The sequence below is a fragment of the Tamlana flava genome (genome assembly GCF_041287255.1).
Classification (GTDB): Bacteria; Bacteroidota; Bacteroidia; order Flavobacteriales; family Flavobacteriaceae; genus Tamlana; species Tamlana flava.
In genome coordinates, this window is the sequence record NZ_JBGGTX010000002.1 from 859,343 (window position 1) to 884,998 (window position 25,656).

General features: G+C 36.5%; 18 protein-coding genes. 14 read left to right on the forward strand and 4 right to left on the reverse strand.

Features of this window, described 5'->3' with window-relative positions:
- Positions 1 to 149: 149 nt before the first annotated feature.
- The 7 genes from porU to ACB104_RS08320 all read left to right on the forward strand — a co-directional run bounded on the left by porU (position 150) and on the right by ACB104_RS08320 (position 10,413).
- Positions 150 to 4,034, forward strand: a complete 3,885-nt coding sequence (gene porU, locus ACB104_RS08290; RefSeq protein WP_370477822.1) for a type IX secretion system sortase PorU — start codon at positions 150 to 152, stop codon at positions 4,032 to 4,034.
- A 34-nt stretch (positions 4,035 to 4,068) separates the two neighbouring features.
- Complete coding sequence (gene porV / locus ACB104_RS08295) at positions 4,069 to 5,277, forward strand: type IX secretion system outer membrane channel protein PorV (RefSeq protein ID WP_370477824.1); 1,209 nt, start codon at positions 4,069 to 4,071, stop codon at positions 5,275 to 5,277.
- Positions 5,278 to 5,374: 97 nt separating this feature from the next.
- The gene (cdd, locus tag ACB104_RS08300; RefSeq protein WP_370477825.1) at positions 5,375 to 5,857 is read left to right on the forward strand and encodes a cytidine deaminase; all 483 of its coding nucleotides are present in this window, start codon (positions 5,375 to 5,377) and stop codon (positions 5,855 to 5,857) included.
- 199 nt (positions 5,858 to 6,056) lie between these two features.
- The gene (gene pdhA / locus ACB104_RS08305) at positions 6,057 to 7,055 is read left to right on the forward strand and encodes a pyruvate dehydrogenase (acetyl-transferring) E1 component subunit alpha (protein WP_370477827.1); all 999 of its coding nucleotides are present in this window, start codon (positions 6,057 to 6,059) and stop codon (positions 7,053 to 7,055) included.
- Between the two features lie 3 nt (positions 7,056 to 7,058).
- The gene (locus tag ACB104_RS08310) at positions 7,059 to 8,702 is read left to right on the forward strand and encodes a pyruvate dehydrogenase complex dihydrolipoamide acetyltransferase (RefSeq protein ID WP_370477829.1); all 1,644 of its coding nucleotides are present in this window, start codon (positions 7,059 to 7,061) and stop codon (positions 8,700 to 8,702) included.
- 84 nt (positions 8,703 to 8,786) lie between these two features.
- Positions 8,787 to 9,737 carry a M28 family metallopeptidase gene (locus tag ACB104_RS08315; protein ID WP_370477831.1) on the forward strand — a complete coding sequence of 317 codons (951 nt, stop codon included), beginning with the start codon at positions 8,787 to 8,789 and terminating at the stop codon, positions 9,735 to 9,737.
- Positions 9,730 to 10,413 carry an SDR family NAD(P)-dependent oxidoreductase gene (locus ACB104_RS08320; protein WP_370477832.1) on the forward strand — a complete coding sequence of 228 codons (684 nt, stop codon included), beginning with the start codon at positions 9,730 to 9,732 and terminating at the stop codon, positions 10,411 to 10,413. Before ACB104_RS08315 ends, ACB104_RS08320 begins: the two co-directional genes overlap by 8 nt.
- 10 nt (positions 10,414 to 10,423) lie before the next feature.
- Here the strand turns inward: ACB104_RS08320 and ACB104_RS08325 are convergent, their stop codons facing one another.
- Complete coding sequence (locus ACB104_RS08325; RefSeq protein WP_370477834.1) at positions 10,424 to 11,062, reverse strand: YdeI/OmpD-associated family protein; 639 nt, start codon at positions 11,060 to 11,062, stop codon at positions 10,424 to 10,426.
- A gap of 91 nt (positions 11,063 to 11,153) precedes the next feature.
- On the opposite strand from ACB104_RS08325, the gene ACB104_RS08330 reads away from it, so the two are divergent.
- The 5 genes from ACB104_RS08330 to ACB104_RS08350 all read left to right on the forward strand — a co-directional run bounded on the left by ACB104_RS08330 (position 11,154) and on the right by ACB104_RS08350 (position 15,969).
- On the forward strand, positions 11,154 to 11,762 hold the full coding sequence (locus ACB104_RS08330; protein WP_370477836.1) for a SprT-like domain-containing protein: 609 nt from the start codon (positions 11,154 to 11,156) through the stop codon (positions 11,760 to 11,762).
- Positions 11,755 to 12,834, forward strand: a complete 1,080-nt coding sequence (locus ACB104_RS08335; RefSeq protein ID WP_370477838.1) for a mannose-1-phosphate guanylyltransferase — start codon at positions 11,755 to 11,757, stop codon at positions 12,832 to 12,834. The genes ACB104_RS08330 and ACB104_RS08335 overlap by 8 nt, the downstream gene beginning before the upstream one ends.
- 2 nt (positions 12,835 to 12,836) lie before the next feature.
- Positions 12,837 to 14,306 (forward strand): DUF389 domain-containing protein, encoded by a 1,470-nt coding sequence (locus ACB104_RS08340; RefSeq protein ID WP_370477840.1) that lies wholly within the window; start codon positions 12,837 to 12,839, stop codon positions 14,304 to 14,306.
- Positions 14,307 to 14,309: 3 nt separating this feature from the next.
- On the forward strand, positions 14,310 to 15,065 hold the full coding sequence (locus ACB104_RS08345; RefSeq protein ID WP_370477842.1) for a DUF6090 family protein: 756 nt from the start codon (positions 14,310 to 14,312) through the stop codon (positions 15,063 to 15,065).
- 163 nt (positions 15,066 to 15,228) lie between these two features.
- Entirely contained in the window at positions 15,229 to 15,969 is a 741-nt protein-coding gene (locus ACB104_RS08350; protein ID WP_370477844.1) for a hypothetical protein, read from the forward strand.
- On the opposite strand, the gene ACB104_RS08355 is transcribed toward ACB104_RS08350, so the two are convergent.
- Both ACB104_RS08355 and ACB104_RS08360 read right to left on the reverse strand, forming a co-directional pair.
- Entirely contained in the window at positions 15,970 to 16,737 is a 768-nt protein-coding gene (locus ACB104_RS08355) for an ABC transporter ATP-binding protein (RefSeq protein ID WP_370477846.1), read from the reverse strand.
- A complete protein-coding gene (locus ACB104_RS08360; RefSeq protein ID WP_370477848.1) occupies positions 16,737 to 17,474 on the reverse strand; it encodes an MlaE family ABC transporter permease in 738 nt (245 codons plus the stop codon). The genes ACB104_RS08355 and ACB104_RS08360 overlap by 1 nt, the downstream gene beginning before the upstream one ends.
- 106 nt (positions 17,475 to 17,580) lie before the next feature.
- Here ACB104_RS08360 and pafA point away from each other — a divergent pair, with 106 nt between their 5' ends.
- Complete coding sequence (gene pafA, locus ACB104_RS08365) at positions 17,581 to 19,254, forward strand: alkaline phosphatase PafA (RefSeq protein ID WP_370477849.1); 1,674 nt, start codon at positions 17,581 to 17,583, stop codon at positions 19,252 to 19,254.
- 396 nt (positions 19,255 to 19,650) lie between these two features.
- Positions 19,651 to 22,110: a T9SS type A sorting domain-containing protein gene (locus ACB104_RS08370; protein ID WP_370477850.1), complete on the forward strand. Its 2,460-nt coding sequence runs from the start codon at positions 19,651 to 19,653 to the stop codon at positions 22,108 to 22,110.
- Positions 22,111 to 22,341: 231 nt separating this feature from the next.
- Here ACB104_RS08370 and ACB104_RS08375 read toward each other — a convergent pair whose 3' ends face one another.
- Positions 22,342 to 25,635: a DUF6055 domain-containing protein gene (locus ACB104_RS08375; RefSeq protein WP_370477851.1), complete on the reverse strand. Its 3,294-nt coding sequence runs from the start codon at positions 25,633 to 25,635 to the stop codon at positions 22,342 to 22,344.
- Between the last annotated feature and the right edge of the window lie 21 nt (positions 25,636 to 25,656).

Sequence of the window (25,656 nt, forward strand, 5' to 3'; positions counted from 1 at the left end):
TCCATACATCGATGTTTTTACTGTTTTTCATCGTTGTTTTGTGTTGTATTAACGTGTGTTTTCCAAATTTATTATTGTATTTTTGGCTCAGTTTTGCAAATTGTTGTTTTCTTTAATAATAACAAGGTGTTCATGACGTTATTTTAGCGATGAAAAAGAATATTTTATTAATACTGCTATTGGTATCGGCGGTAGGTTTTGCCCAGCAAAGAAGATATAACATAGCTTGGGAAGCCTTCAAAACCCTGACAGTTGGTAGTAAATCTTTGCAGGTTCCTTCCTTTGGAAAGGATTATTTTGTGTATAATTTTGACACTGGCTTACTGTTTGTGGATCAATGGGAAACGAAAAGTTCAATTGATGAAAATTCGGTTTCACTAACAAATGTTTCTTATAAATCCATTTCTAAAACAGAACTAAAGGACTTGGATTTAAGCACAATTCCAAATGAATTGACTTTTAGATTAAAGAATTCCTCTGCTAGAAATAAAACATATGCCATGTTTCAATTATCTCCTATCATAAAAGATAATAATGGAACATTTAAAAAGGTTGTTAGTTTTCAGCTTATTTATAAAATCGGGTTGAGCAACGTTAATTCTTCAATTTTAAAAAAGGGATTTAGCAGTACGGCAGCATTATCTAATTCGGTTTTAAACTCTGGGGATTGGTACAGATTTTATGTTGAGAATTCGGGAGTTTTTAAGTTATCAAGAGGTTTTTTGCAGCAATTGGGTGTTAATGTTAATAGCGTTGACCCAAGAACCATTAAGGTTTTTGGCCATGGGGGGCGTATGATACCACATTCCAATGCAGCGTCTTATCCGTACGATGTTCCAGAAAATGCCATTAAGTTCGTGGGAGAAGAAGATGGTGTGCTAAATAATGAAGATTATATTTTGTTTTACGCCGAAGGCCCTACGGGTTATAACACAGACAGTAGAACGCATATTAATTGCTATACCGATAAGACCTATTATTACATTAATGTAAGTCCGGGTAATGGAAAACGTATCCAGGAATTTTCCCAGCCATCAGGTACTCCTGATATGACTATAGACGCATTTGAAGACTATCAGTTTCATGAAATAGACGAATACAATCTAGTTTCTTTAGGTAGACGTTGGTTTGGAGATCGGTTTGATGTGAGTAATAAGAAGGAATTTGAGTTTGATTTCCCTGATTTGGTAACGTCACAACCCTTGAAATTGACCGTAATTGTAGCTGCGGCAGCAAAATCGGCCAGTGCCATGAATGTTAGTGTTAACGGAAATAGTCTTGCCACACTGTCTCTTTCAGGGGTAAGCAGCCCTACATATGCAAGTGGGGCTACATTTAGTAATAATAATGTTAGTGTTAACTCGTCGAAAGTTACTGTGAAACTTGACTTTGATAATAGAGGAAATCCTAGTACTTTGGGGTATTTGGATTATATTTCGGTTGAAGGTGTTAGAAATTTGAATTTCAACAACAAGCAATTTAAATTTAAGAATAGTGCAGTTGCAAATGCATCGGGTATTGTTCAATATAACATCAGTAATGCTCAGAATCTATCTGAGGTTTGGGATGTAACAGATATTTATAATGTATCAAACGCTGCAAATAATGATAAAAGTGCAAACTTTAGCTTCAATGCAACACTAGGAAGTTTAATGACTTATGTGGCTTTTTCACCTTCAGATTATTATACGCCTAAATTTGATGGAAAAACAGCTGTAGCAAACCAAAATATTAAGGGCTCTATTTTACAAAATGAACAAGGGGAGTTTATTTTAGATTACATTATTGTGGCTCCAGACAATATGATGGCTCAAGCGGAGCGATTGGCCCAAATTAATAGAGACCAATATAATTTAAATGTTATGGTTTTTGGGCTAGATGAGATTTATAATGAATTTAGTTCTGGAAATCCAGACATTGGTGCCATAAGAAATTTGGTGAAGTATGTTTATGATAATCCTAGCACTGATAGACCTTTGAAATATTTGTGCCTGTTTGGTGATGCCTCTTTCGATTATAAGGATAGAACACCCAACAATACCAATATCGTGCCTTCATGGTATTCTTATGAAAGTTTTAGTTTGGCAACTTCATTTGTTTCCGATGATTTTTATGGGATGATGGGCAATAATGAAGGGACTATGGGTATTTCAGATGGTTTGGATATAGCTGTGGGAAGAATACTGGCCGATACACCGCAGCGTGGCAAAGAGTTGGTAGATAAAATTGCGGCATATTATGCCAAGGAGTCTTTAGGCAGTTGGCGAAACAATTTTGTTGTTATTTCGGATGATGTTGATAAAGATTGGGAAGGTTTACTTCAAGAAACAACTGATATGATTGGTGACTTGGTTTCTGGAAATAAACCATTCATAAATGTGGTTAAAATACATTCTGATGCGTTTCAACAAGAGTTCTCGGCGGGAGGGGAAAGGTATCCAGACGTTACAACAGAAATCGCCAATGCAGTTGACAATGGCGCTTTAGTAGTAAACTATTTTGGGCATGGTGGTGAAGATGGTTTGGCAGAAGAGCGTATTTTGCTCAAACCCGATGTTGAGAATTTCCGAAATTATAATAAACTGAATTGTTTTGTTACCGTTACTTGTGAGTTTACCCGGTTTGATAATCCATACAGGCAAACGGCAGGCGAATTTACGTACTGGAATAAACAGGCTGGAGCTATAGGCTTAATAAGTACCACTCGTCAGATTTTTGTGAGTTTTGCCATTTCATTTAATAGTATATTGGGGCAATATTTGTTTTCTTATAGTGATAATGATACTTATGGACCCTATGAATATCCGTCTATGGCTGAAGCACTTAGGTTGGCCAAAAGTGACCCGGGGGTCTCTGGATCTAGTCAAAAAAGATTGATATTTTTTATTGGCGATCCTGCCATGAAGTTGGCATTTTCAAAGCCCGAAATTAGGCTTACAAAAATAAATGATGTGCCAATTGCCCAAGCTACCGATACTTTAAAAGCCTTGAGTTATGTTAAATTGGCTGGGGATGTTACAGATTTATCAGGTAATGTCTTAACTGATTTTAACGGAACACTTTCCACAACCATCTACGATAAAGAAATTGAGAGACAAACCCTTGCCAATGATGGAACCAGATTAAATGGGCAACTTGTTCAAATGGATTTTAAAACCCTTGGCGAAATTATTTTTAGAGGTCAGGCTTCGGTTAAAAACGGGCAATTTGAGTTCGATTTTGTGGTTCCTAAAGACATTGGCATTCCCGTTGGTTTTGGAAAGGTTAGCTTTTATGCTAAAAACGAAGAATTGACTCAAGACAGGACAGGAGCGAGCGTAGATATGGTTAAAATTGGTGGTTTGAATGAAAATGCACCAGAAGATAATATTGGGCCGGTTATTGCACTATATATGAATGATGAAAGTTTTGTGTCAGGTGGTATTACCAATGAATCTCCTACTTTGCTTGCTAAACTTGAAGATGCAAATGGTATTAATACGGCAAGTGGTATTGGACATGATATCGTAGCCATAATTGATGGTGATGAAACCAACCCCATTATTCTAAACGATTATTATCAAACCGATGTGGACGATTATACCAAAGGTACTTTGAGCTTCCCATTTAGAGATTTAGAGCCAGGATTGCACACCTTAACGCTTAAAGCGTGGGATGTTTATAATAATTCATCTATTTCAGAAATTCAATTTATCGTTTTTGATAAAGATCAAGATTTGGTCATCAATAATGTGCTTAATTACCCAAATCCGTTTGTTAATTACACAGAATTTTGGTTCAATCACAATAGTTCGGAACCTTTAGACGTTTCAATACAGATATTTACAGTCTCAGGAAAATTGGTAAGAACGCTAAACGGACAAACAACGGGCGGGTTTACATCTCCAAGTTCATTGTCTAGAGATATTGTTTGGGACGGGAGGGATGACTTTGGTGATAAAATAGGTAAAGGGGTGTATGTGTACAAAATGAGAGTACGTTCCAACTTATTGAATAAGACCGTAGAAAAAATTGAGAAACTTGTAATACTATAATAAAAATTTATATTTGCTAACTAAAAATCAATTCATGAAGAATAAAGTACTGTTAATTTTGGCATTGGCTTTTTTGCTAAAAATTAATGCACAAGAAACTATTATCTTTCCAAATCAAGAAAGAAGGGTCATAACAACGGGGGTTCCTTTTTTATTAATTGCATCTGATGCACGTGCTGCTGGTATGGCAGATATGGGTGTTGCTACCAGCGTAGATGCTTTTTCACAACAATGGAACTCGTCAAAATATGCTTTTTCAGAAGCAAAATCTGGTATTGGGGTTAGTTATACGCCATATTTAAGTAAATTGGTGAATGATATTTTTCTGGGAAATGTGTCTTATTTCAATAGATTGGATGAGCGAAGTGCCTTTGGGGCTAGTTTAAGATATTTTTCATTGGGAGATATTGAGTTTGTAGAGAATGCCAATGACGAACCCAGAATCCAAAGACCAAGTGAACTTTCTCTTGACCTCTCTTATGCGTTGCGTTTATCGGACCAATTCGCCATGTCTGTGGGCATGCGTTACTTGCGTTCAGATTTAAGGATACAGGGTGTAGATGGAGATGCTTCTGCAGCGAACACTTTTGGTGTTGATATCTCAGGGTACTATCAAAGTGAAGAACAAGCTTATTCCGATTACAACGGAAGATGGCGTGCAGGATTTGCTATTCAAAATATTGGTCCAAAATTCAAATATGATGACGGTGGATTAGATAATTTTCAACCAACAAATTTAAGGTTGGGAGCAGGTTTTGATTTTATTTTTGACGATTATAACAAAGTTGCTGTTACTGCCGAGGTGGCCAAACTTTTAGTGCCAACCCCACCTATTTATGGATATGTAGATGCCGACGGAGACCAAACACAGGCTTCTGATGGAAGCGAACCAACCATTATCGTTGAAGGAAAAGACCCAGATGTTAGTTTTTTAACAGGGATTTTTCAATCTTTTGGTGATGCGCCTGATGGTTTTAGTGAGGAGTTGAAGGAGTTTACATGGGCTTTAAGTGCAGAATACACATATCAAGACTCATTTGCTTTTAGAACAGGTTATTTTAATGAAAGTGAAGATAAGGGTGCAAGAAAATTTTTAGCCTTAGGAGCTGGATTTAAAGCCAATGTGGTAAACATCGATTTGTCTTATTTGTTTTCGGCATCAAAAGTTCAAAGTCCGTTAGAAGGAACTTTACGTTTTTCATTGACATTCAACATTGGTGCGGGTGAATATTATGAGTATTAGAAAGATTTAAATAAATTTATTTTGAAAAAACTATTGCCAATCGCAATAGTTTTTTTGTTTCAAAGAGTTTAGTATTTTTACTGAACAAGGTTTTTCAATGAAAGAAATAAAAATAGAGTCTATACTGCAGGTGTTTCAAAGTTTGGACGAATTGCCGCCCGAAGTTTTCAACCTAATGAAAAGTGCTATAAAAGCAAGAGGTCAAGCTTATGCACCATATTCAAATTTTAGTGTTGGTGCTGCAATTTTAGTGAATAACGGTGAAATCGTTTTAGGAAACAATCAAGAAAACGCCTCATACCCTTCAGGTTTGTGTGCCGAGCGAACGGCTATCTATTCAGCTGGGGCACAATTTCCAAATGCCAAAATTTTAAAAATCTGCATATGCGCGGGCTCAAAAATTACACCGACAAGTAAGCCTATTCCTCCTTGTGGAGCTTGTAGGCAAGCTATTGCGGAATATGAAATCAAGCAAAAATCACCCATCGAAATTTATTTTATGGGTGAATCTGGAGCGGTGGCCAAATCAAAATCCCTAGAAAACCTAATGCCTTTTATGTTTGACAAATCGGTTCTATAGTTAAATCAAATCAGTCTTTTGTAATCGATTGAATTTTGAATAAAAATATCAGATATTTAATTTCATTGGCAAATCTTTAATTTAGTTAGACAGAAGTAAATTATTTGTATTTTTTTAACTTTAATGAAATATGGGTTTTTTCAATACAGCACAATGTCTTACTTTTGTATCTCGCTTATTAAAACAATAATAATATTCCATGCAAAAAATCACAAAAGAGGTTTACCTCAAATGGTATGAAGACATGTTATTCTGGAGAAAGTTTGAAGACAAGCTGGCTGCAGTTTATATCCAACAAAAAGTAAGAGGATTTCTTCACTTGTACAATGGTCAAGAAGCGGTATTGGCAGGCGCATTACACGCCATGGATTTGACCAAAGATAAAATGATAACAGCCTATCGTAATCACGTTCAGCCTATAGGTATGGGTGTGGATCCAAGACGTGTTATGGCAGAATTGTATGGAAAGGGAACAGGAACCTCTCAAGGCCTTGGTGGTTCGATGCATATTTTTTCAAAAGAATTCCGTTTTTTTGGTGGCCATGGTATTGTTGGTGGTCAAATTCCTCTAGGGGCAGGTATTGCTTTTGGCGACAAGTATCATGGTAGTGATGCGGTAACCTTATGTTGCTTCGGTGATGGTGCTGCGAGACAAGGGTCGCTTCATGAATCATTCAATTTGGCAATGCTTTGGAAACTTCCTGTAGTATTTGTTTGTGAAAATAACGGATATGCTATGGGTACATCGGTTGAAAGAACCGCAAATCATACAGAAATCTGGAAACTTGGTTTAGGTTACAATATGCCTTGTGGTCCGGTTGATGGTATGAATCCTATTAAAGTGGCAGAAGCTTTTGATGAAGCCATCCAAAGAGGGCGAAGAGGTGAAGGGCCAACATTCCTAGAATTGAAAACCTATCGTTATAGAGGGCACTCAATGAGTGATGCACAACATTACAGAACGAAGGAAGAGGTTGAGGAATATAAGAAAATAGACCCTATAACACAGGTTAAAGACGTTATTCTTGAAAAGAAATATGCTACAGAGGCAGATATTAAAGTAATAGATAAAAGAGTTAAAGATCGCGTTACAGAATGTGAAAAATTTGCTGAGGAATCACCTTGGCCAGAAAAAAACGTAATGTACGACGTGGTTTACGAACAAGACGATTATCCATTTATTCAACACAAATTATAAACTATGGCAATAGTAGTAAATATGCCGCGCTTAAGCGATACCATGGAAGAAGGTACGGTTGCGGCTTGGTTAAAAAAGGTAGGAGATAAAGTTGAAGAAGGCGATATTTTAGCCGAAATTGAAACCGATAAGGCCACAATGGAGTTTGAATCTTTCAATGAAGGAACCTTGCTCCATATTGGTGTTCAAGAAGGTGAAACCACTAAAGTAGATGAGCTTTTGGCAATAATAGGTGAAGAAGGTGAGGATATTTCAGATTTGTTGAACGGTGGCGGTAGCTCTTCTGCGCCAGCTAAAGAAGAAAAAGCAGAAGAAGCAGCTTCATCAAATGAAGCACCTGAAACACCAAAAGAAGATTCTGAGTCAGCTGGTGAAGTTGAACTTCCAGAAGGTGTAATCATAGTTACTATGCCACGTTTGAGCGACACCATGGAAGAAGGTACTGTTGCAACTTGGTTAAAGAAAGTAGGAGACAAGGTTCAAGAAGGCGATATTTTAGCTGAGATAGAAACCGATAAGGCAACAATGGAGTTTGAATCGTTTCAATCAGGAACTTTATTGGAAATAGGGTTACAGGAAGGTGAATCAGCGAAAGTAGATTCGCTATTGGCGATAATTGGTCCTGCTGGAACTGATGTTTCTGGTATTGCGGCCAATTTCTCGGCAGCTGCACCTGCAAAAAAGGAAGAAGCTCCTAAAAAACCTGAAGCTAAAGTTGAAGCGCCAAAACCTGTTGCAGCAAGTCCTTCAAAACCAAAGACGGCTGCACCTGCACCAACGCCAGTGACAGAAAGTGGACGCGTCTTTGTATCGCCTTTGGCAAAGAAATTGGCTGAAGAAAAGGGAATTAATTTAACCAAAGTGCAAGGCTCTGGTGAAAACGGACGTATTGTAAAACGCGATATAGAAAACTACGAGCCAGCGGCAGGAGCTGCAGCAATTGGTAAGTTTGTTCCAATGGGACAAGAAGATTTTGAAGATGTACCAAACTCTCAAATGCGTAAGGCTATTGCTAAGTCGTTAACCAAATCTAAATTTTCGGCACCACATTATTATTTGGCTGTAGAGTTTGATATGGAAAATGCTATAGCTTTCCGCACTCAGTTTAACACAATTCCCGATACCAAAATATCATTCAACGATATGGTAGTTAAGGCTTGTGCATTGGCTTTAAAGCAACATCCACAAGTAAACTCACAATGGTTTGATGATAAAATGCGCTTAAATAACCATGTGCATATTGGTGTAGCGGTAGCTGTTCCAGATGGATTGGTTGTGCCGGTAGTGCGTTTTGCCAATGAACAAAGCTTACCTCAAATTGGAGCGGAAGTGAAAGAATTGGCTGGAAAAGCAAGAAATAAAAAATTAACACCAGACGAAATGTCGGGTAGTACATTTACCGTTTCTAACCTTGGAATGTTTGGTATTGATTATTTTACTTCAATTATAAATCAACCTAACTCAGCTATTTTATCTGTTGGGGCAATTGTTGAAAAACCAGTGGTTAAAGAAGGAAAAATTGTTGTTGGAAACACCATGAAACTAACATTGGCATGCGACCATAGAACGGTTGACGGTGCCACTGGAGCACAATTCCTTCAAACACTGAAAGGATATATTGAAAACCCAGTGACTATGATGGTTTAATTATAATATAAATACTTTTTTAAATATAGAGCCTGTTTCATTTTTGAAACAGGTTTTTTTATCTTTAAACACAAATAATCACAAGTGAAAAGAATATTAGTCCTTTTATTGGTCATATCTGGTTTTAGTTGCAAAACAAAGGAAAAAGTCCAAACGGTAAAACATCAAGTTGATGTTAATCAAATAAAGGAAACTGTTGAATTTTTATCTTCAGATAAACTATTGGGGAGAAAAACCGGTTCAGTTGGTATTGAAACCGCTGCAGGTTATATTGAAAATATTTTTGCCCAAAACAATATCAAGTCCTATTTTAAATCGTATAAAGATACATTCAATGTGATGGGGCATGTCGGGTATAACATTGTTGGGTTTATTGAAGGTAAAGACCCCAATTTTAAGAAAGAAGTGGTCATTATCGGTGCTCATTATGACCATCTTGGAGTTATTAAGCCCATAGATAATGATTCCATCGCTAATGGAGCTAATGATAATGCCTCTGGAACTTCAACAGTTTTACAATTGGCTCAATATTTTGGCAAAACTAGAAATAATAAGCGTAGTTTAGTTATTTCGCTGTTTTCTGCTGAAGAAATGGGATTGATGGGCTCAGCGCATTTAGCAAATAGAATGAAAGCCACAAATACGAACCTATATTCTATGGTAAATTTTGAAATGATAGGAGTGCCACTTAAGGATAGGGATTATTCAGCATTTTTAACCGGATATGATGTCAGCAATATGGCTTATGTTTTAAATGGATATGTAGGGAAAAAGATTCTTGGAAAATCTGATATAGCCATGAAGTACGAATTGTTCAAACGATCGGACAATTATCCGTTTTATGAGGTTTTTAAAGTTCCCTGCCAAACCATTTCATCTTGCGATTTATCTAATTTTGATTATTACCATCATGTAGATGATGAAGCAGACAAAATGGATTATAAGCACATGGCCAATTTCATAAATCAAATAATTCCTGCATTGGAAGGCATGATTAACGCGCCAACAAAAGAAATAAAATTGAACAATGAGTAAAAACATAATCATAACAGGAACGAGCAGGGGCATTGGGTTTGAGTTGGTGCAATTGTTTGCAAAAGCTGGACATAATGTATTGGCGCTATCTCGGAATGAAAAACCAATCCAAGATTTGAATTTGGACAGCGTAACCTGCTTTTCTTTTGACTTGAGTGATGAACAGGCTTATTTGAAAGTTCAAAATTTTGTAAAAACCAACTGGAAACGAGTAGATATTTTGATTAATAATGCCGGTAAATTAGTGAACAAACCTTTTTCAGAAATTACCATGCAAGACTTTGAAAAAGTTTATAAAACCAATGTCTACGGGGTTGCAGAACTCACACGAACAGTTTTGCCTTTTATGGTTTATGGAAGTCATGTGGTAACTATAAGTTCTATGGGCGGTGTACAGGGCAGTATGAAATTCCCAGGATTGGCAGCATATAGCTCAAGTAAGGGAGCAGTCATAACACTTACGGAACTTTTGGCAGAAGAATACAAAGAATCAGGAATTTCATTTAATGTACTGGCATTGGGAGCGGTACAAACTGAAATGCTCGAAGAGGCTTTTCCTGGCTATACAGCACCGAATACAGCTTTAGAGATGGCCGAGTATATATTTAACTTTTCACTAACGGGTAACAAATACTATAACGGAAAATTGTTACAGGTTTCAAATTCCACGCCTTAATTTTAATTATTTATCTTTTACCGGCTTTATACTTATCATGCAAACCTTCGCCGTTTAAAATTTTGGGTATGCAATTCTCAATTCTAGTCGCTCTTGTTTTGACTTGTTTGGGAGCAGAAAAATATAGAATATAACCTCGTTGTCTTCCCGGTGTTAGCGCTTCAAAGGCTGTCTTTAGTGTAGGGTCTTCCTCAAATTTATGCACTAATTCTTTGGGTATAGGTTCGGGGTTCTTTTTAAATTCAAGGTTTAGCCCTTCTTTTTCTACTTCAATGGCTTCAAAAATATAGGCCTTAATGTCTGCTTCCCATGTTTTTATTTGTTTGCTGTCAGTGAATTTCATCAAGCGTACAGCTTGCGAATTTTCACCAGGCTTATCCAAAATATTTTTGGCATCATGCAAAAATACACCTTTAAAGAAGCTAATAGAGCAATGGCTTTTAAACGCACTGACCATGAGTACATTTTTCCCATTAAAGGTATAGCAAGGCATGCCCCATTTGCATTCCTCGCTTAAACCACATTGCAATACTAGGTGCCTTAACAGTTCCAATTCGTTTATCCAAGTATGCATTTTGCAATCTGGTGTTCCGCCAAGCGAGCAACGTCCACAGCCTTGAGCTAAATATTCTTCTACACCTTGGGTCATAAAGTAATGTGTGTTTATTGGAAACGAATTTCATTAATTTTTCCCATAAAGTCAAGTTTGTCTTTATTGTAAAACCTGTATTTTAGCGGTAATGCAAAAACGACTTCAAAATTACATCCCAGCGACCTCATTATCCCAGGTATTAAGTTTACTGGAACACGATAATTTGGTAATAAAAATTAAAAAGGAACGTAAAACGCGCCATGGCGATTACATGCTTCTGCCCAATGGAAAACATCAAATAACCATAAATTCGAACCTAAATCAGTATCGTTTTTTAATAACGCTTATCCATGAAATAGCGCATTTTGAATCTTATAAAACTTTTGGTCGGTTTATAAAACCCCACGGGGTGGAATGGAAAAGAACATTTCAGCGTTTGATGTTGCCTTTTTTAAACCCGGAAGTTTTCCCAAATAATTTATTACCTTTATTAGCGAAGCATTTTAGAAACCCAAAAGCATCAAGCGACACCGATGCACCGTTAGCCTTAGCTTTAAAGCAATTTGATGAACCAAGCAATAAAACATTTGTTTTTGAAGTGCCTTTGGGTAGTCATTTTAGATTATATAACGGAAGGATTTTTAAAATGGGAAAAAGGCGGGTAAAGCGTTTTGAGTGTGTTGAGGTTAAAACAGGTAAAATATATTTGTTTAACCCCAATGCGGAAGTAGAATTGATAAACGAAGAAAATGAATAAAAATTATTACGCCATATTAATGGCAGGAGGAGTAGGGTCTAGATTTTGGCCGGTTAGCACACAAGATTTTCCAAAGCAATTTCATGATATGCTTGGAACTGGCGATACATTAATACAGAAAACATTTTACCGATTGGCTCATCTCATTCCGAAAGAGAACATCTATATATTAACCAATGAACGTTACAATGATTTGGTTTTGGAGCAACTACCTGATGTAACGCAAAAGCAGGTGGTTTTGGAGCCAGCCATGCGAAATACGGCACCATGTATTTTATATGCCTCATTAAAAATCCAAAAGGAAAATCCTGAAGCTGTTATGATAGTAGCGCCAAGCGACCATTGGATTGAAGACGAGCAAACCTTTTCCAAAAATGTAAAACAAGCGTTCGAATTTTGTTCAAAAAATGATGCGTTAATGACTCTTGGTATTCAGCCAACATTCCCAAATACAGGGTATGGATACATTGAGTTTGATAAAACTTCTGCAGAAACCATAAAATCGGTAAACCAATTCAGGGAAAAACCAGATTATGAAACCGCAAAAGAGTTTATTGCCCGTGGAAACTTTTTGTGGAATGCCGGAATTTTTATGTGGAGTGTGAAGAGTGTGGTTAAAGCATTTATGAGTAACCAACCTGCTTTGTACAAACATTTTGAAGCAGGAATTTCAGCCTATAACACAGATAAGGAAGATGCATTCATAAAAGAAAACTATCCAAATGCTGAAAACATTTCGGTTGACTATGCCATTATGGAAAAATCGAAAAACGTATTTGTTATTTCGGCCGAATTCGACTGGAATGATTTAGGAACTTGGGGTAGCCTTTATGACAAATTGGATAAAAATGAAAACGGAAATGCCGTTGTAAATGCCAGAACTTTAGCCGAAGATGCTACTGGCAATATGATACGAACCAGAAAGGATAAAATTGTGGTTGTTGATGGTATCAAAGATTATATTATTGTTGACAAAGAGGAAGTTTTGCTTATCTTTCCTAAGTCAAAGGAACAAGATATAAAGAAAACCCTCCAAAAGGTTAAAGACAAGTTTGGGGAACAATATGGCTAATTATGGGCGAAGAAAATAAGTTTAACTTTTCCGAGGATGAAGAAGTTAAAAAAGAGGTTAACGTTGAGCAATCTAAAGAGGAAATAAAAAAGGAAGCACGAGGTTTATTTGCCAGCGTTAAAAAGTTTTTAAGTGAACTCTTGGATTTTCGGGAGGACACCGATAGGGATGCTACCATACTAGCCATAAAGGGCGATATCCCTTTTAAAGGAGCAACTGCTTGGATTTTGGTTTGTTCCATTTTTGTGGCATCCATAGGGTTGAATGCTAACTCCACCGCAGTTGTAATAGGTGCCATGTTAATTTCTCCGTTAATGGGGCCTATTTTGGGTGTTGGCCTATCGATAGCCATTAATGATATTGACACGCTTAAAAAGTCATTAATAAACTTGGCGACCATGATATGCTTGAGTTTAATAACGGCTTTTTTGTTTTTTTGGTTATTCCCTTTAAGTGAAGATACTTCAGAACTTTTAGGTAGGGTTAAGCCAGATATCCGTGATGTTTTAATCGCGTTTTTTGGTGGGTTGGCACTTATAATAGCACGAACTAAGCGCGGTACAATTGCATCCGTAATTTTTGGTGTAGCCATTGCAACCGCTTTAATGCCACCCTTGTGTACGGCAGGTTATGGTTTGGCAAAAGGAAAATTGGATTACTTTTTAGGAGCCATGTACCTGTTTACCATCAACACCATTTTTATAGCCATGGCAACATTTATAGTGTTAAAAGTGTTGCGGTTCCCGATGCTTAAATATGCCAATTCTGCCAAACGAAGACGCATATCAAGATTCGCTACCATTTTAGCCATTGTGGTAATGGTTCCAGCGGTTTGGACATTCATTCAAGTTTTAAACGAAAGTAATTTTTCAAGAGACGCCAGTAATTTTGTTGAAAATGAATTGGCCGCCTTGCCCCACGCAGAGTATTTAAAAAAGAACGCCACTTATAAATACATTGATAAGGATAATTCGACCATAGAGTTAAACACGTTTGGTTTGGATGAAATACCTGAGTCTACAATAGCCCTTTTGCAAAGCGATATGAAGGGGTACAGTGCCCTTGAAAACACAAAACTTATTATTAACCAGAACCAATCTAAGAATTTAGATAATTTTAGGTATATGGAAGAGCTGCGTACCCGGGATTCTCTAGATTTATTATCACAAACCCAAAAAATAGCGTTTCTGGAAAATAAAGTAAGGCAGCTTTCAAAACTGGAGAAGAATTATATTGATTTTGATGAACTTACTAAGGAAGTAAAGGTGAATTATGAAACGGTAGAAGAGTTGTCTTATGCCAACGTCATTAATTCAAATTTTTCCACAATGGATACTGTTTCGGTTTTTTCAGTAAAATGGGTAGATTCTTTAACTAAAGAAGATTTTAGAAAAATGAATACCGAAAAGCTTGAAAAGTGGCTGAAATTAAAATTAGATTTAGATACGTTGGTGGTAAAGCGCGTTAATTGATTGATGCTAAAGTTATTTCGAAAAATCAGGCAAAAGTTGTTATCTGAAAATAGGGTCAACAAATATTTTTTGTATGCCATTGGCGAAATCATTTTAGTTGTAATAGGAATTTTAATCGCACTTCAAATAAACAACTGGAATGACAAGAAGAAGGAAAGAGCCTTAGAAGTAAAAATCTTAAAGGAAATCCACTCCAATCTTGGGCATGATTTGTTTGAAATTCAAGACGATATCCGTGTTATGGATAGTGTGGATTTAGCATCCAAAAGTGTCATCCAATTTTTAAAAACCAAAGGCGAACCTACCGAAGATTTTTGCAATGACGTTGCCATTATTAAAGTGGCGCCTCATTTTGACCCCAATAAAAGTGGCTATGAACTTTTGGTTTCGAAAGGGGTTGAAATCGTATCTAATGATAGCTTGCGCGGGGCCATTTCAGTGCTTTACGAATCGGTATATTCCTATTACAATAAGTATGAAGAGGAACGCATTAAATTTAAAGCTGAACAAATCCATCCTGTTTTATTAAAATATTTTACAGCCCATGTTAGGCCAGAATTCCTCTGGAAAAGTTCATTTTACATTGCGCCAGAAGACTATGTGCAAATGAAAAAGGAAGGTGAGTTTTTAAGGCTTGTAAATAGTGTGAATTTTGAAAATTATATGGTTCATAATAGGGCAGAGCGAACCAAAAAATATATTCAAGATTTGACGAAATTTATTGAGGAAGAGTTACACAATAAAGGCATTGACTATTGAATTTCTTCTAGATACTTTTTCGTTCTTTTAAAAGTGCGGAACCGTAAATAAAAACTACAATAAATTTATTATTATTCCTAAGTGATTTGTGCCTGAAAATTGACTAAATTTAATTTACATTCCCAATTTTATATCGGAGTAATTTGGAGGAAAAAATAGGTCTATGAGAAATAATATAATTACTTGTTTCATTATTTTTCATCAATTGTTTTGTTTAGGCCAAAGTTCTAAAGGCGAAAATTCAAATATATTTGATTCACCAACAACTATTGAGCAAAATACAAGCTTGGTGTCCAGTCAATATCAACTGTCTAATTGGGGATATGGTGCAAGTTTATATTTAGGTTATGGCAACCTTTCGGAGGGCTTAGAAAATAAGTTTAAAAACTTTATGACTTATGGCCTTTACTTTACTATTCAATATAATAGAATTTTAGGCATTAATCTTGGTTATTCTTATAGTGCTAGTAGAACTAAAGAGGGTATTCCTATCAATGGAATTATTTGGAATAAAGACTTAAGAGCTAATTTTCATTGTGGGGAATTGTTTTTAAGTTATGCTCTCATTGACAATGAGACTTTTAGAATAGCACCGCTTTGTGGATTGGCGTTGATTTCCATAAATGCACATGAACCCAATAATTATGATTTTAATCTTGAAGATAATTTATTGTATGATAAAGTAAAGTTTGATAAGTCTGCTTATACGTTCGGAGCAATATTTGATATTAAAACAACTAAGAATAATAAAGAACGACATAGCTATGGGGCCATAAGAGTTAGGTATACATATTATGTGCCGCATTTTGAAAAAAAATATGATGGATTCACCGGTAGCATTCACTCTATTACCATTGGTATTGGTGGAGTTTTTAGGGGAGTCAAGAAAAAAACAGTTAGCTAATTATTGATTTTCTTCCAAGTACATTTTGCGTACCTTTTTAAATAATTCTGAAGAATATACAAAATCGGTAACCGCTTTGTTGTCTGTTTTAAAAATAGTCTCTTTTGATCCTTCCCATTCTTTAAACCCGTTTTTTAAGAACACAATTTTTTCGCCTATTTCCATCACCGAGTTCATATCGTGCGAGTTTATTACAGTGATGATTTGGTATTCATCTGTAATTTCTTGAATTAAATTGTCTATTACAATGGCCGTTTTAGGGTCAAGTCCTGAGTTGGGTTCATCACAAAACAAGTATTTTGGATTATTTACGATGGCTCGCGCAATGGCCACACGTTTTTGCATACCTCCCGAGGCCTCACTTGGCATTTTTTTATGGGCGCCATCAAGATTAACACGCTTTAAAACAAAATCGGCACGATCCTGCATTTCGCTTTTGCTCATTTTGGTAAACATTTGTAGTGGGAACATCACGTTTTCTTCAATGGTCATAGAGTCAAAAAGGGCGCTACCTTGAAAAACCATACCTATTTCGGCACGTAAATTCCGTTTTTGGTCTTCCGATAGTTGTGAAAATATTTTCCCATCATAGGATATACTTCCTTTTTCATAGTCAAATAAACCCAATAAGCATTTTAAAAACACGGTTTTACCAGAACCACTTTGCCCGATGATCAGATTGGTCTTTCCTTTTTCAAAGGTGGTGCTAATGCCTTTTAAAATATGGGCATCACCAAACGATTTATGTAAATCTTTAACCTCTATCATCAGCCTAACATCATTTCAGTTAATAAATAATTCAGTAAAATAATAACAACTGATGTCCAAACAAAAGATGTAGTACTCGCTTTTCCAACTTCAAGAGCACCTCCTTTCATGTAATAACCATAAAACGAAGGTATGGTAGCAAGCACAATGGCAAAAACAAATGTTTTTATAAAAGAGTAAAAAACATGAAAAGTATCGAAATCAGTTTGTATGCCTAAAACATAATCTTCAAATGTTGAATAGCCACCAAAAACACAAGCTGCCATTCCGCCCAAAATACCCAAAAACATGCCAATGGCGATAGCAAACGGATATAACATTAAGGCCATGGTTTTAGGAAAAACCAAATAGTTTAAGGAGTTTATTCCCATAACTTCCAAGGCATCAATTTGCTCAGTAACACGCATGGTACCAATGCTTGAGGTGATGAACGAGCCAACCTTACCGGCCATAATTATAGAAGTAAAGGTTGGTGCAAATTCCAAAATAACAGATTGCCGGGTAGCAAAACCAACCAGGTATTTGGGTATTAAAGGGTTGTCTATATTTAAAGCCGTTTGTATGGTAATAACCCCACCAACAAAAAATGAAATAAATGCTATAATACCAAGGGAGCCAATAATTAAGTCGTCTATGTCTTTTAAGATAAGTTGTTTCATAACCGACCATTTTGTTGGTTTACGAAACATTTCAGCAATCATTAAAAAATAAGCTCCTATATTATTAAGGTAGGTCATATATCAATTTGTCTGTGCTAAAGTAAAAAAAAGTTAGTGGTATTTAACTTTAATTTTAAATTATGATGTTTTTAAATCAGTATTTTTGAATCAAAATAAAGCTTAAATGAAAAAATTAATATTGGCTATGTTTTTGCTAGTTGTTGGGGTTTCATGTAAATCACAAACTCAAGTAATCTCAAAAGATACGGAAGCCCAGTTATCAACCCCGAAATTGGTTGTTGGCATTGTGGTAGACCAAATGCGTTATGATTACCTCACTCGATTTTACAACAAATATGGCGAAGGTGGTTTTAAACGTTTGGTGAATGAGGGGTTTAACTGTAAAAATAACCATTTTAATTATGTGACGACAAAAACAGGGCCTGGCCACGCTTCAATTTACACGGGAACAACGCCAAAGTACCATGGCATTATTGGTAACGATTGGTTCGATAAAAACTTAAAAAAGAACGTGAACTGTGTAGAGGACAATTCAGTAAATCCAGTTGGAACGGATAGTAAAGATGGAAAAAAATCGCCCCACAGAATGCTGTCCACAACATTTGCTGATGAAAACAGGTTGTTTACCCAATTTAGGGGAAAAACAATCGGAATATCTCTAAAGCATCGTGGTGCCATTTTGTCGGCAGGACATACAGCTAATGGGGCGTATTGGTTGGATTATGAGCATGACGGTGTTGGAAATTGGATTACCAGTACATTTTATATGGAAGAATTGCCAAAGTGGGTAGACGATTTTAACAAATCGGATATAACGGAGTCTTATTTTAAAGATTGGCAAACCCTTTATAGTATTGATACATATTTTGAAAGCGGCGATGATGTAAGTCCTTATGAAGGTGGATTTAAAGGGAAAGAGCCTTCTACATTTTCTTATGATTTGAAGCAATTAAGAAAAAACAATGGCAACTTTGATGTCATAGCAGAGTCACCCTATGGAAATAGTTTAATAACCGATTTTGCAATTGCAGCCATCGACGGTGAGCAATTGGGAAAAGATGAAATTACCGATGTTTTGACCATAAGTTACTCAAGCACAGATAAGGTTGGGCATACCTTTGGGCCGAATTCTAAAGAAATAGAAGATACTTATTTGAGGTTGGATTTGGATCTTGAACGCCTTTTTAAAACTTTGGATGCTAAAGTAGGTATTGGTGAATACACCGTTTTTTTAACCTCCGATCATGGGGCACCTTATGCTCCAGGATACTTGCAATCTAAAAAAATACCGGCAGGTTTTTTTGACGAAAGTTCTATGCGCAAGGAAATGAACTCATTTTTATTGAATAAACATGGCGTTTCCAATTTGGTTTTAAGCAGAATTAATAACCAAATATTCTTTGATCATGAAGCCATCAATGAAAATAACCTGGATTTAGAAGATTTAAAGGAAGAAGTTGCCTTAAAATTATTGGAATATGAGTTGATTGATAAAGTTTATGTAACCTCAGAAATTAATCAATTGGAAGCCCCCGAAGGTTATATTGAAACCTTGCTTTCTAATGGACATAGTCAAAAACGTTCGGGCGAAGTTTTGTTTGTCTATAATCCTTCCGTTTTTAATGATACTTCCTGGAACAGAACAGGAACTGACCACCATACAGGGCTATCTTACGATACCCATGTCCCCTTATTGTTTTTTGGCAAAGGCATCAGGCATGGGCAAACACTTCAAAAAACGGAGATTACCGATATCTCACCAACCATATCTGCTCTTTTGGGAATCAGTTTTCCAAATGCCAACATTGGTCAGCCGTTAGGCTTCATTTTTGAATAGCATAGTTGCTTAGAGAGGCTCCTGAACAGTATATTTGGGTTTTTGTTAATTAAGAAAGACTATTTAAGCGTCGGTGATTTTCTTGTGTCCTCTAAAAGATAGGTGGTTAAGTAAATTAACCTATGACATCATATCTTAAAAAGCTATTTTCTTCTAAAAATAGGATAATCCCTTACCATATTTTGATGAAAATTGAATTTCATTGAAAACTAACGATACAATTAATAACTTTTTTAGTCTTAGAAGAGAACTTATTTGAACTGATTTGAATCTTCTAAAAGCTTTAAAACTTATATCTGCGACATAACGATTATATCTGCATTTAAGATACTATTTAGTTAAAAAAACTAGCCTTTTACTTATCTTAAGTAGCCAAAAATATTAAATCAGATAGTTATGAAAGAAAATGTACAATGTTTCTCCCCAAATCTGATTTTTTCAAAAATTAAACCCTTCCTACTTTTAACGCTAATTAGTTTTTTGTCCTTCAATTCCCTAAAAGCTCAAAATTCCAATGCTAATCCCAACGGACATGATAATGCTAACGAAAATGCGACGGTTTATGGTGGTGAAGTTGCCATAGATGATAAAGATGGACCAACAGAAGCTGATGCCTGTATTGGTGACGATGTCGAGGACATTGTTAATTTCCATGTGGAAGGAGCTTCCGGAAGACTCAAACAATGGGTTATAACAGATGAAGAAGGTTATATTTTGTATTTACCCGAAGAACCCTCATTCGACTTTAATAATGAAGAGGAAGAAGGCACCTTAAGAGTATATCATTTATCCTATAATGGAATTAAGCCTTTAGTGAAACCGTTTAGGCATAAGCATGTTAAAAATTTATTTACAGACTTAAAAGGAAAATATCATGTTTCAAAAAATTATGTTACTGTGAATTTAATCCAACAACCAGAAGGTGGTGATATTGCTTTGGAAGATGGCTCCACTGAAATCGAAATTTGTGCTGGTGATGGTATTTCCGATTTATTTAATGTTAACGCAACAGGCGCTGACGGAGGACAAGGTGTTCAATTTTTATGGGTCATTACAGATACCGATTATAATATAACGGCTACATCAGAAGGCAATAGTTTTGATTTTGAAGACGATGGTGATGGAGTAAGTTTGATTTGGCATTTAAGCTATGCGGAAAATGTAGATTTGACTGGTGTAACAAATGCTTTGGAAATAATGGGATGTTATGATTTATCAAATGAAATAACCGTTATTAGAAATGGTGTGAACGCAGGAAACATTGAAATTGCTGACGGCGGTGGCACCGAAATTGAAATTTGCGCTGGAGATGGTGTTAGTGATGCTTTTGATGTTGAGGTTACTGGCGACTTATTAGGAGACAATATGGGTTGGGTTATAACCAATAATGCAGATGACCCTGAAATATTGGCCTTACCTGATGGGCCACCATTTGATTTGGAAGGTGCTGGAGATGGTGTATGCCTTATTTGGCATATAGCTTATGAGGATGGATTAGAAGGTGCAGCTGTTGGTAATAATGTTTCCGCATTATCAGGGTGTTTTGTTTTGTCAAATGCCATTGAAGTTACCAGAAATGGTGTAAACGCTGGAGTAATTGCAATAGCAAATGATGGAGGTACAGCAATCGAAATCTGTGCTGGAGATGGCGTTAGTGATGCTTTTGATGTTGAGGTTACCGGTGATTTATTGGGTGATAATATGGCTTGGGTCATAACCAATAATGCCGATGACCCTGAAATATTGGCCTTACCTGATGGGCCACCATTTGATTTGGAAGGTGCTGGAGATGGTGTATGCCTTATTTGGCATATAGCTTATGAAGATGGATTAGAAGGTGCGGCTGTTGGTAATAATGTTTCCGCATTATCAGGGTGTTTTGTTTTGTCTAATGCTATCGAAGTTACAAGAAATGGTGTAAATGCAGGAGATATTGCAATAGCTGAAGGTGGCGGAACTGAGATAGAAATTTGTGCTGGAGATGGCAATAGCGATGCCTTTAATGTTGATGTTAGCGGAGATTTGATGGGAGATAATATGGCTTGGGTAATCACGAACGATGCAGCTGATCCTGAAATATTAGCATTGCCCGATGGTCCACCTTTTGATTTAGAAGAGGCTTCAGATGGTACCTGCCTTATTTGGCATATAGCTTTTGAAGATGGATTGGAAGGTGTAGCCGTTGGTAATAATGTTTCTACCTTATCAGGATGCTTTAGTTTATCTAATCCAATTACAGTAATAAGGAATGAAGTTGACGGAGGCACGATTACAGGTGGAACGGAAAACAGTTTTAGTTTTACTATTGGAGACGGAACAGCTGATATGATTGCCGAAGGAGAAATCACTCTAGAAGGTAATGTAGGTGATAATTCCGCTTGGATTGTAACCAATGAAGATGCCACCATTATTCTTGGATTGCCTGAAAATTATTGGGATGTTAATTTTGATGAAGCAGGTGCTGGAACGTGTTTAGTTTGGCACATGAGTTATGAGGATGGACTGGAAGGGTTGGTGCCTCCAGATGATGGAGACCATATGGTGTCAAGTTTGGAAGGTTGTTTTGATTTATCAAATTCAATTTCAGTAGTAAGAACTGAAACAAGTGGAAAAGTCGCTTTATATCCGAATCCTTCCAAAAGCTCAGTTAATATTGACTATTCAGGATTTAATGCTAATGAAATCAATATTAGTATCTATAGCTTGTCAAGCGTACAATTGATTAACAAAAACTTAAGTACAGTAAGCCAAAAGATTTCATTAGATGTAAGTTCGTATGAAAAAGGTATGTATTTCATGAAAGTCACGAATATTCAAACTGGTGAAAGCATAATTAAACGTTTAGTAATAGAATAGGTTTTTTAAAAAGTATGTAATGAATTATAAAAGGCTCTAAGGATGTTTAGAGCCTTTGTCTTATCTTGATTTTTAGAAAAGGGTTGCTTTTGCCGGTAAGTCTAGCGATGAATGTAAATCTATATTTCAAGCCAAGTTGGTAACCGTTGGAGTTTGTTTTGAAATGAAAAGCGACAATTGCTAAATAACCTTTATACTGGGATTCAACCTATTTAAACAAAATCCTTGATTTTATCTTGTAATTATTTTAAAGCTTTGTCTTTCCTTGTCTGCCTCAATGGTTACAATATAAATTCCTGAAGACAACATCGTCGAAAAGGATGTATCATTTAATTTCTTATTTAAAATTTTGCTTCCTGTAAGCGTGAAAATTTGCAGATTAGCATTGAGAGGCATGCTTTTTATATATAATATTTGATTTTCAGAATATATGCGTACGTCTTTCTTAAACACATGTGAATCGGTTGATAAAACATTAGCAAATCCCAAACGATTTGTATTAACAAACCTCACTTTATAAGGCCATTGTTCATCATTAGTATTATTGTCATCCCATGCATGTCTCCAATGACTTGTTGGAGCACCAGAAACAACAAACCATAATTTGGACGTGTTTGCTGGGCATTCAAAACTAATATCGCCTATCCCATTATTAACTGTCATATTTGTCTCTGTTATTTCGCTATAAACCCGGGTGCCATCTGTTTTTAAGGCAACAAACCCGTATCGCCAGCCTCCATAGTTTCCGTTAATATTACGAAAACCACTAGCCCCGACCAAACCTTCAAAGCTTGCGGTAACTGTTGTGGCTATTGCTGGGGCATTAAGTTTAATAATGTTATGTCCATAGTTTTCTGGACAGACAGAAGGGTCAACCATCCAATAATCATTGGCTACTTGATTCATTTTTGGCTGAGGGCGATTTGTTACTTGACCGGCACCATACGATTTTAATGCAGGAATATCCCATGTCGTGAATTTTGCCCCACAATAGTACATCTCATCATTAAACTGATTTTGATTAATTCCTGTTATACGCTTATAAGCCTCTACGGGATCCTCTGGTTTTATCGATTCATTCCATAAACGACCAATTATATCAATGCCGTGTAAATCGGACCAATAGTCTTGAATAAAAAAGTTTTCATAGAGAGGAGCTTCATGCAGAATATTTTTATGCACGTTACTCATATAACCCCCAAACCATTCATTGTTAAACTGAGAAAAAGGGAAAATCTTATAGGCTTGCCATTGTGCACACTGTTCCCACCAGCAATTTCCCCCTGAAGCACCTGCGCCAAAGCCGTACATCCAGCCATTAAAATCATTGTTATCGCAATGTACCTGATATTGGAAACAGTGGCCAACTTCATGTGCAATTGTTTGTCCTCCTCTTGAAGAAAGAGCCCAGGGCGTCAGCGTAAGCAGTCCAATTGTGTCATCAACACCAGATCCTGAGGCTTCCCAACCAGAATCGTACCTTAGTCGAATAATCATTTTAAATTGATCTGTTTTTGAATCTCCAATGGTTATAAACTTAAGCGTATTTGCATAGAATTCGAAACACGTTTCTGCCAAGGCCAAACAATCATCAATTGTAGCATTTGAATTATTGCCAAAGCCAGGTTCCCAAAATAAGATCCAGTTTTTGGACTGTTTGCTTCTTGTATAGCTCCAGTTGTTTTCTGGGTTATTTACATCACCCATCATCCATGTAGGAATATGGGTTTGTTTATCCACACTTTGAACTACTGTCTTTAAATCTAATGTGGCATTATTGATTTCAACCAATGTCAAGTCAAAATTAATCACTGTTGTATTGGCTGTGGCAATGGCAGGCTCTAGGGCGTCCTTTTTCCCCTGATTATCCACATACCAAACCAAAACTTCATTGGCATAATCTATAGCGTCTTGCAGGTTCGCATAAGCTTGCAGAGATACTTCTGCATTGTTAATAGCAGTTTTCAGTGCTTCAAACGCATCCGTTAAATCTTCTAAAACAAGCGGATTTGCGCTAATGGCCGCCTGCGCAGTTGAAATGGCATTATTTAATTCAGCTTTTGCCGAATTCTGAACATTTTGGCTCAACCATCCGTTAGCTACATCAATTAAATCACTGACATATAAGGCATAATCATCAATATTATATTGTCCTATATACTTTAAGGTAAAATTATCGCAGGCAACCCAATTGCCCGTAGCATTTTCTGTTTTGAACCCGATAGGCACCTCATTATCCACTACAGTAAAATTAACCTGTCGGACATCAAAAATATCTACTGCTGTATTTCGATATCCGGCAAAAAGAAATGCTCCGGTTTGTGGGTTTGCTGTGCTTTGCTGAATATTACCGGCTCCTGCCGATAGAATATAATTACCATTAGGTATTCCTGTTAATAGTTGTTGTATGCTCACATCGGGAACCTGGTCTCCAGAATTTACCCATCTCTCAACGTATACACTGCCCACTTTTTCTGGAAAAGCTGTGTTGGTTTGGGTAAACAATCCGTTGTTGGTCCAACCGTTGAATAAAGATTCAAAACTTGGGTTAACAATATATTTCGTCATGTCAAGTGGGTTATCTACGGAAGCCCTGTCTAATTTAAACTGAAAAACCGATGTGCTAAGATTTTCAATGCCTTGGGTTAATTCGGATGCTGTTGTTGCTGTATCACGAATGGATATTGCCGTATCAATTGCGGCTGTTAATTCCACTGTAGGGTTCTGAAGTCCTTCAGCTTCAGTTATGGCCGATTGCAATTCAGACCTGAGCTGCTCATTAATGAGCTCCCCAATATCAGATGTGGTAAGCGCCCGATTAAATATTCTAAAATCAGCAATATCTCCATTCAAATAAGGGTCTGGCCACTGCGATTTACCTATGTAATTTTGTGTAAAATTACCAGAACCTAACATAACTGGAGAATTGCTTATCCCGTTTTGTCCAACCAGAAGCCCATTAAGGTACAACTTGGCAATAGTTCCGGAGTATGTTATGGTTACATGAGACCACGTTCCTTCTGGCAAAGGATTACTTCCATCTACAGACTGCTCCACGCCATTGTAACTAATGGCATAACGTAAGTTCCCACTTCCTGATTGTGGGCACAAAAACATATAGTTTGATGTATTGAAACCGAAATCGAAAATACGCGCCCAAGTAGCATTCTTATTTACATAAACCCAACAGGCAATGGAAAATTCAGATAAAGACGCCAGCATCACGTTGGTATTGCCAGGATTGTTTATGGCGAGATAACTGCCTTCTACTCCATCTAAATTCAATACAGTTTTATAACCACTAGTTCCAATGTTTGCATTACCATTAAAGATAGCGGCATTCCCATTTCCAGAATCATCATTCACTATACTTCCAGCAACATTGGTGAATGAATAATGCATTTGTAGTCCAGTGGTTATGTCTTGTGAAAATAAATTAGCAACTAGAAAGAAACTGGCTATAAAAAAATTAAATTTTCTAAATAATATCAAATTACCAATCACGCGTGTTTTTTTAATGTTCATTTATAGTGCTATTAACTTTTA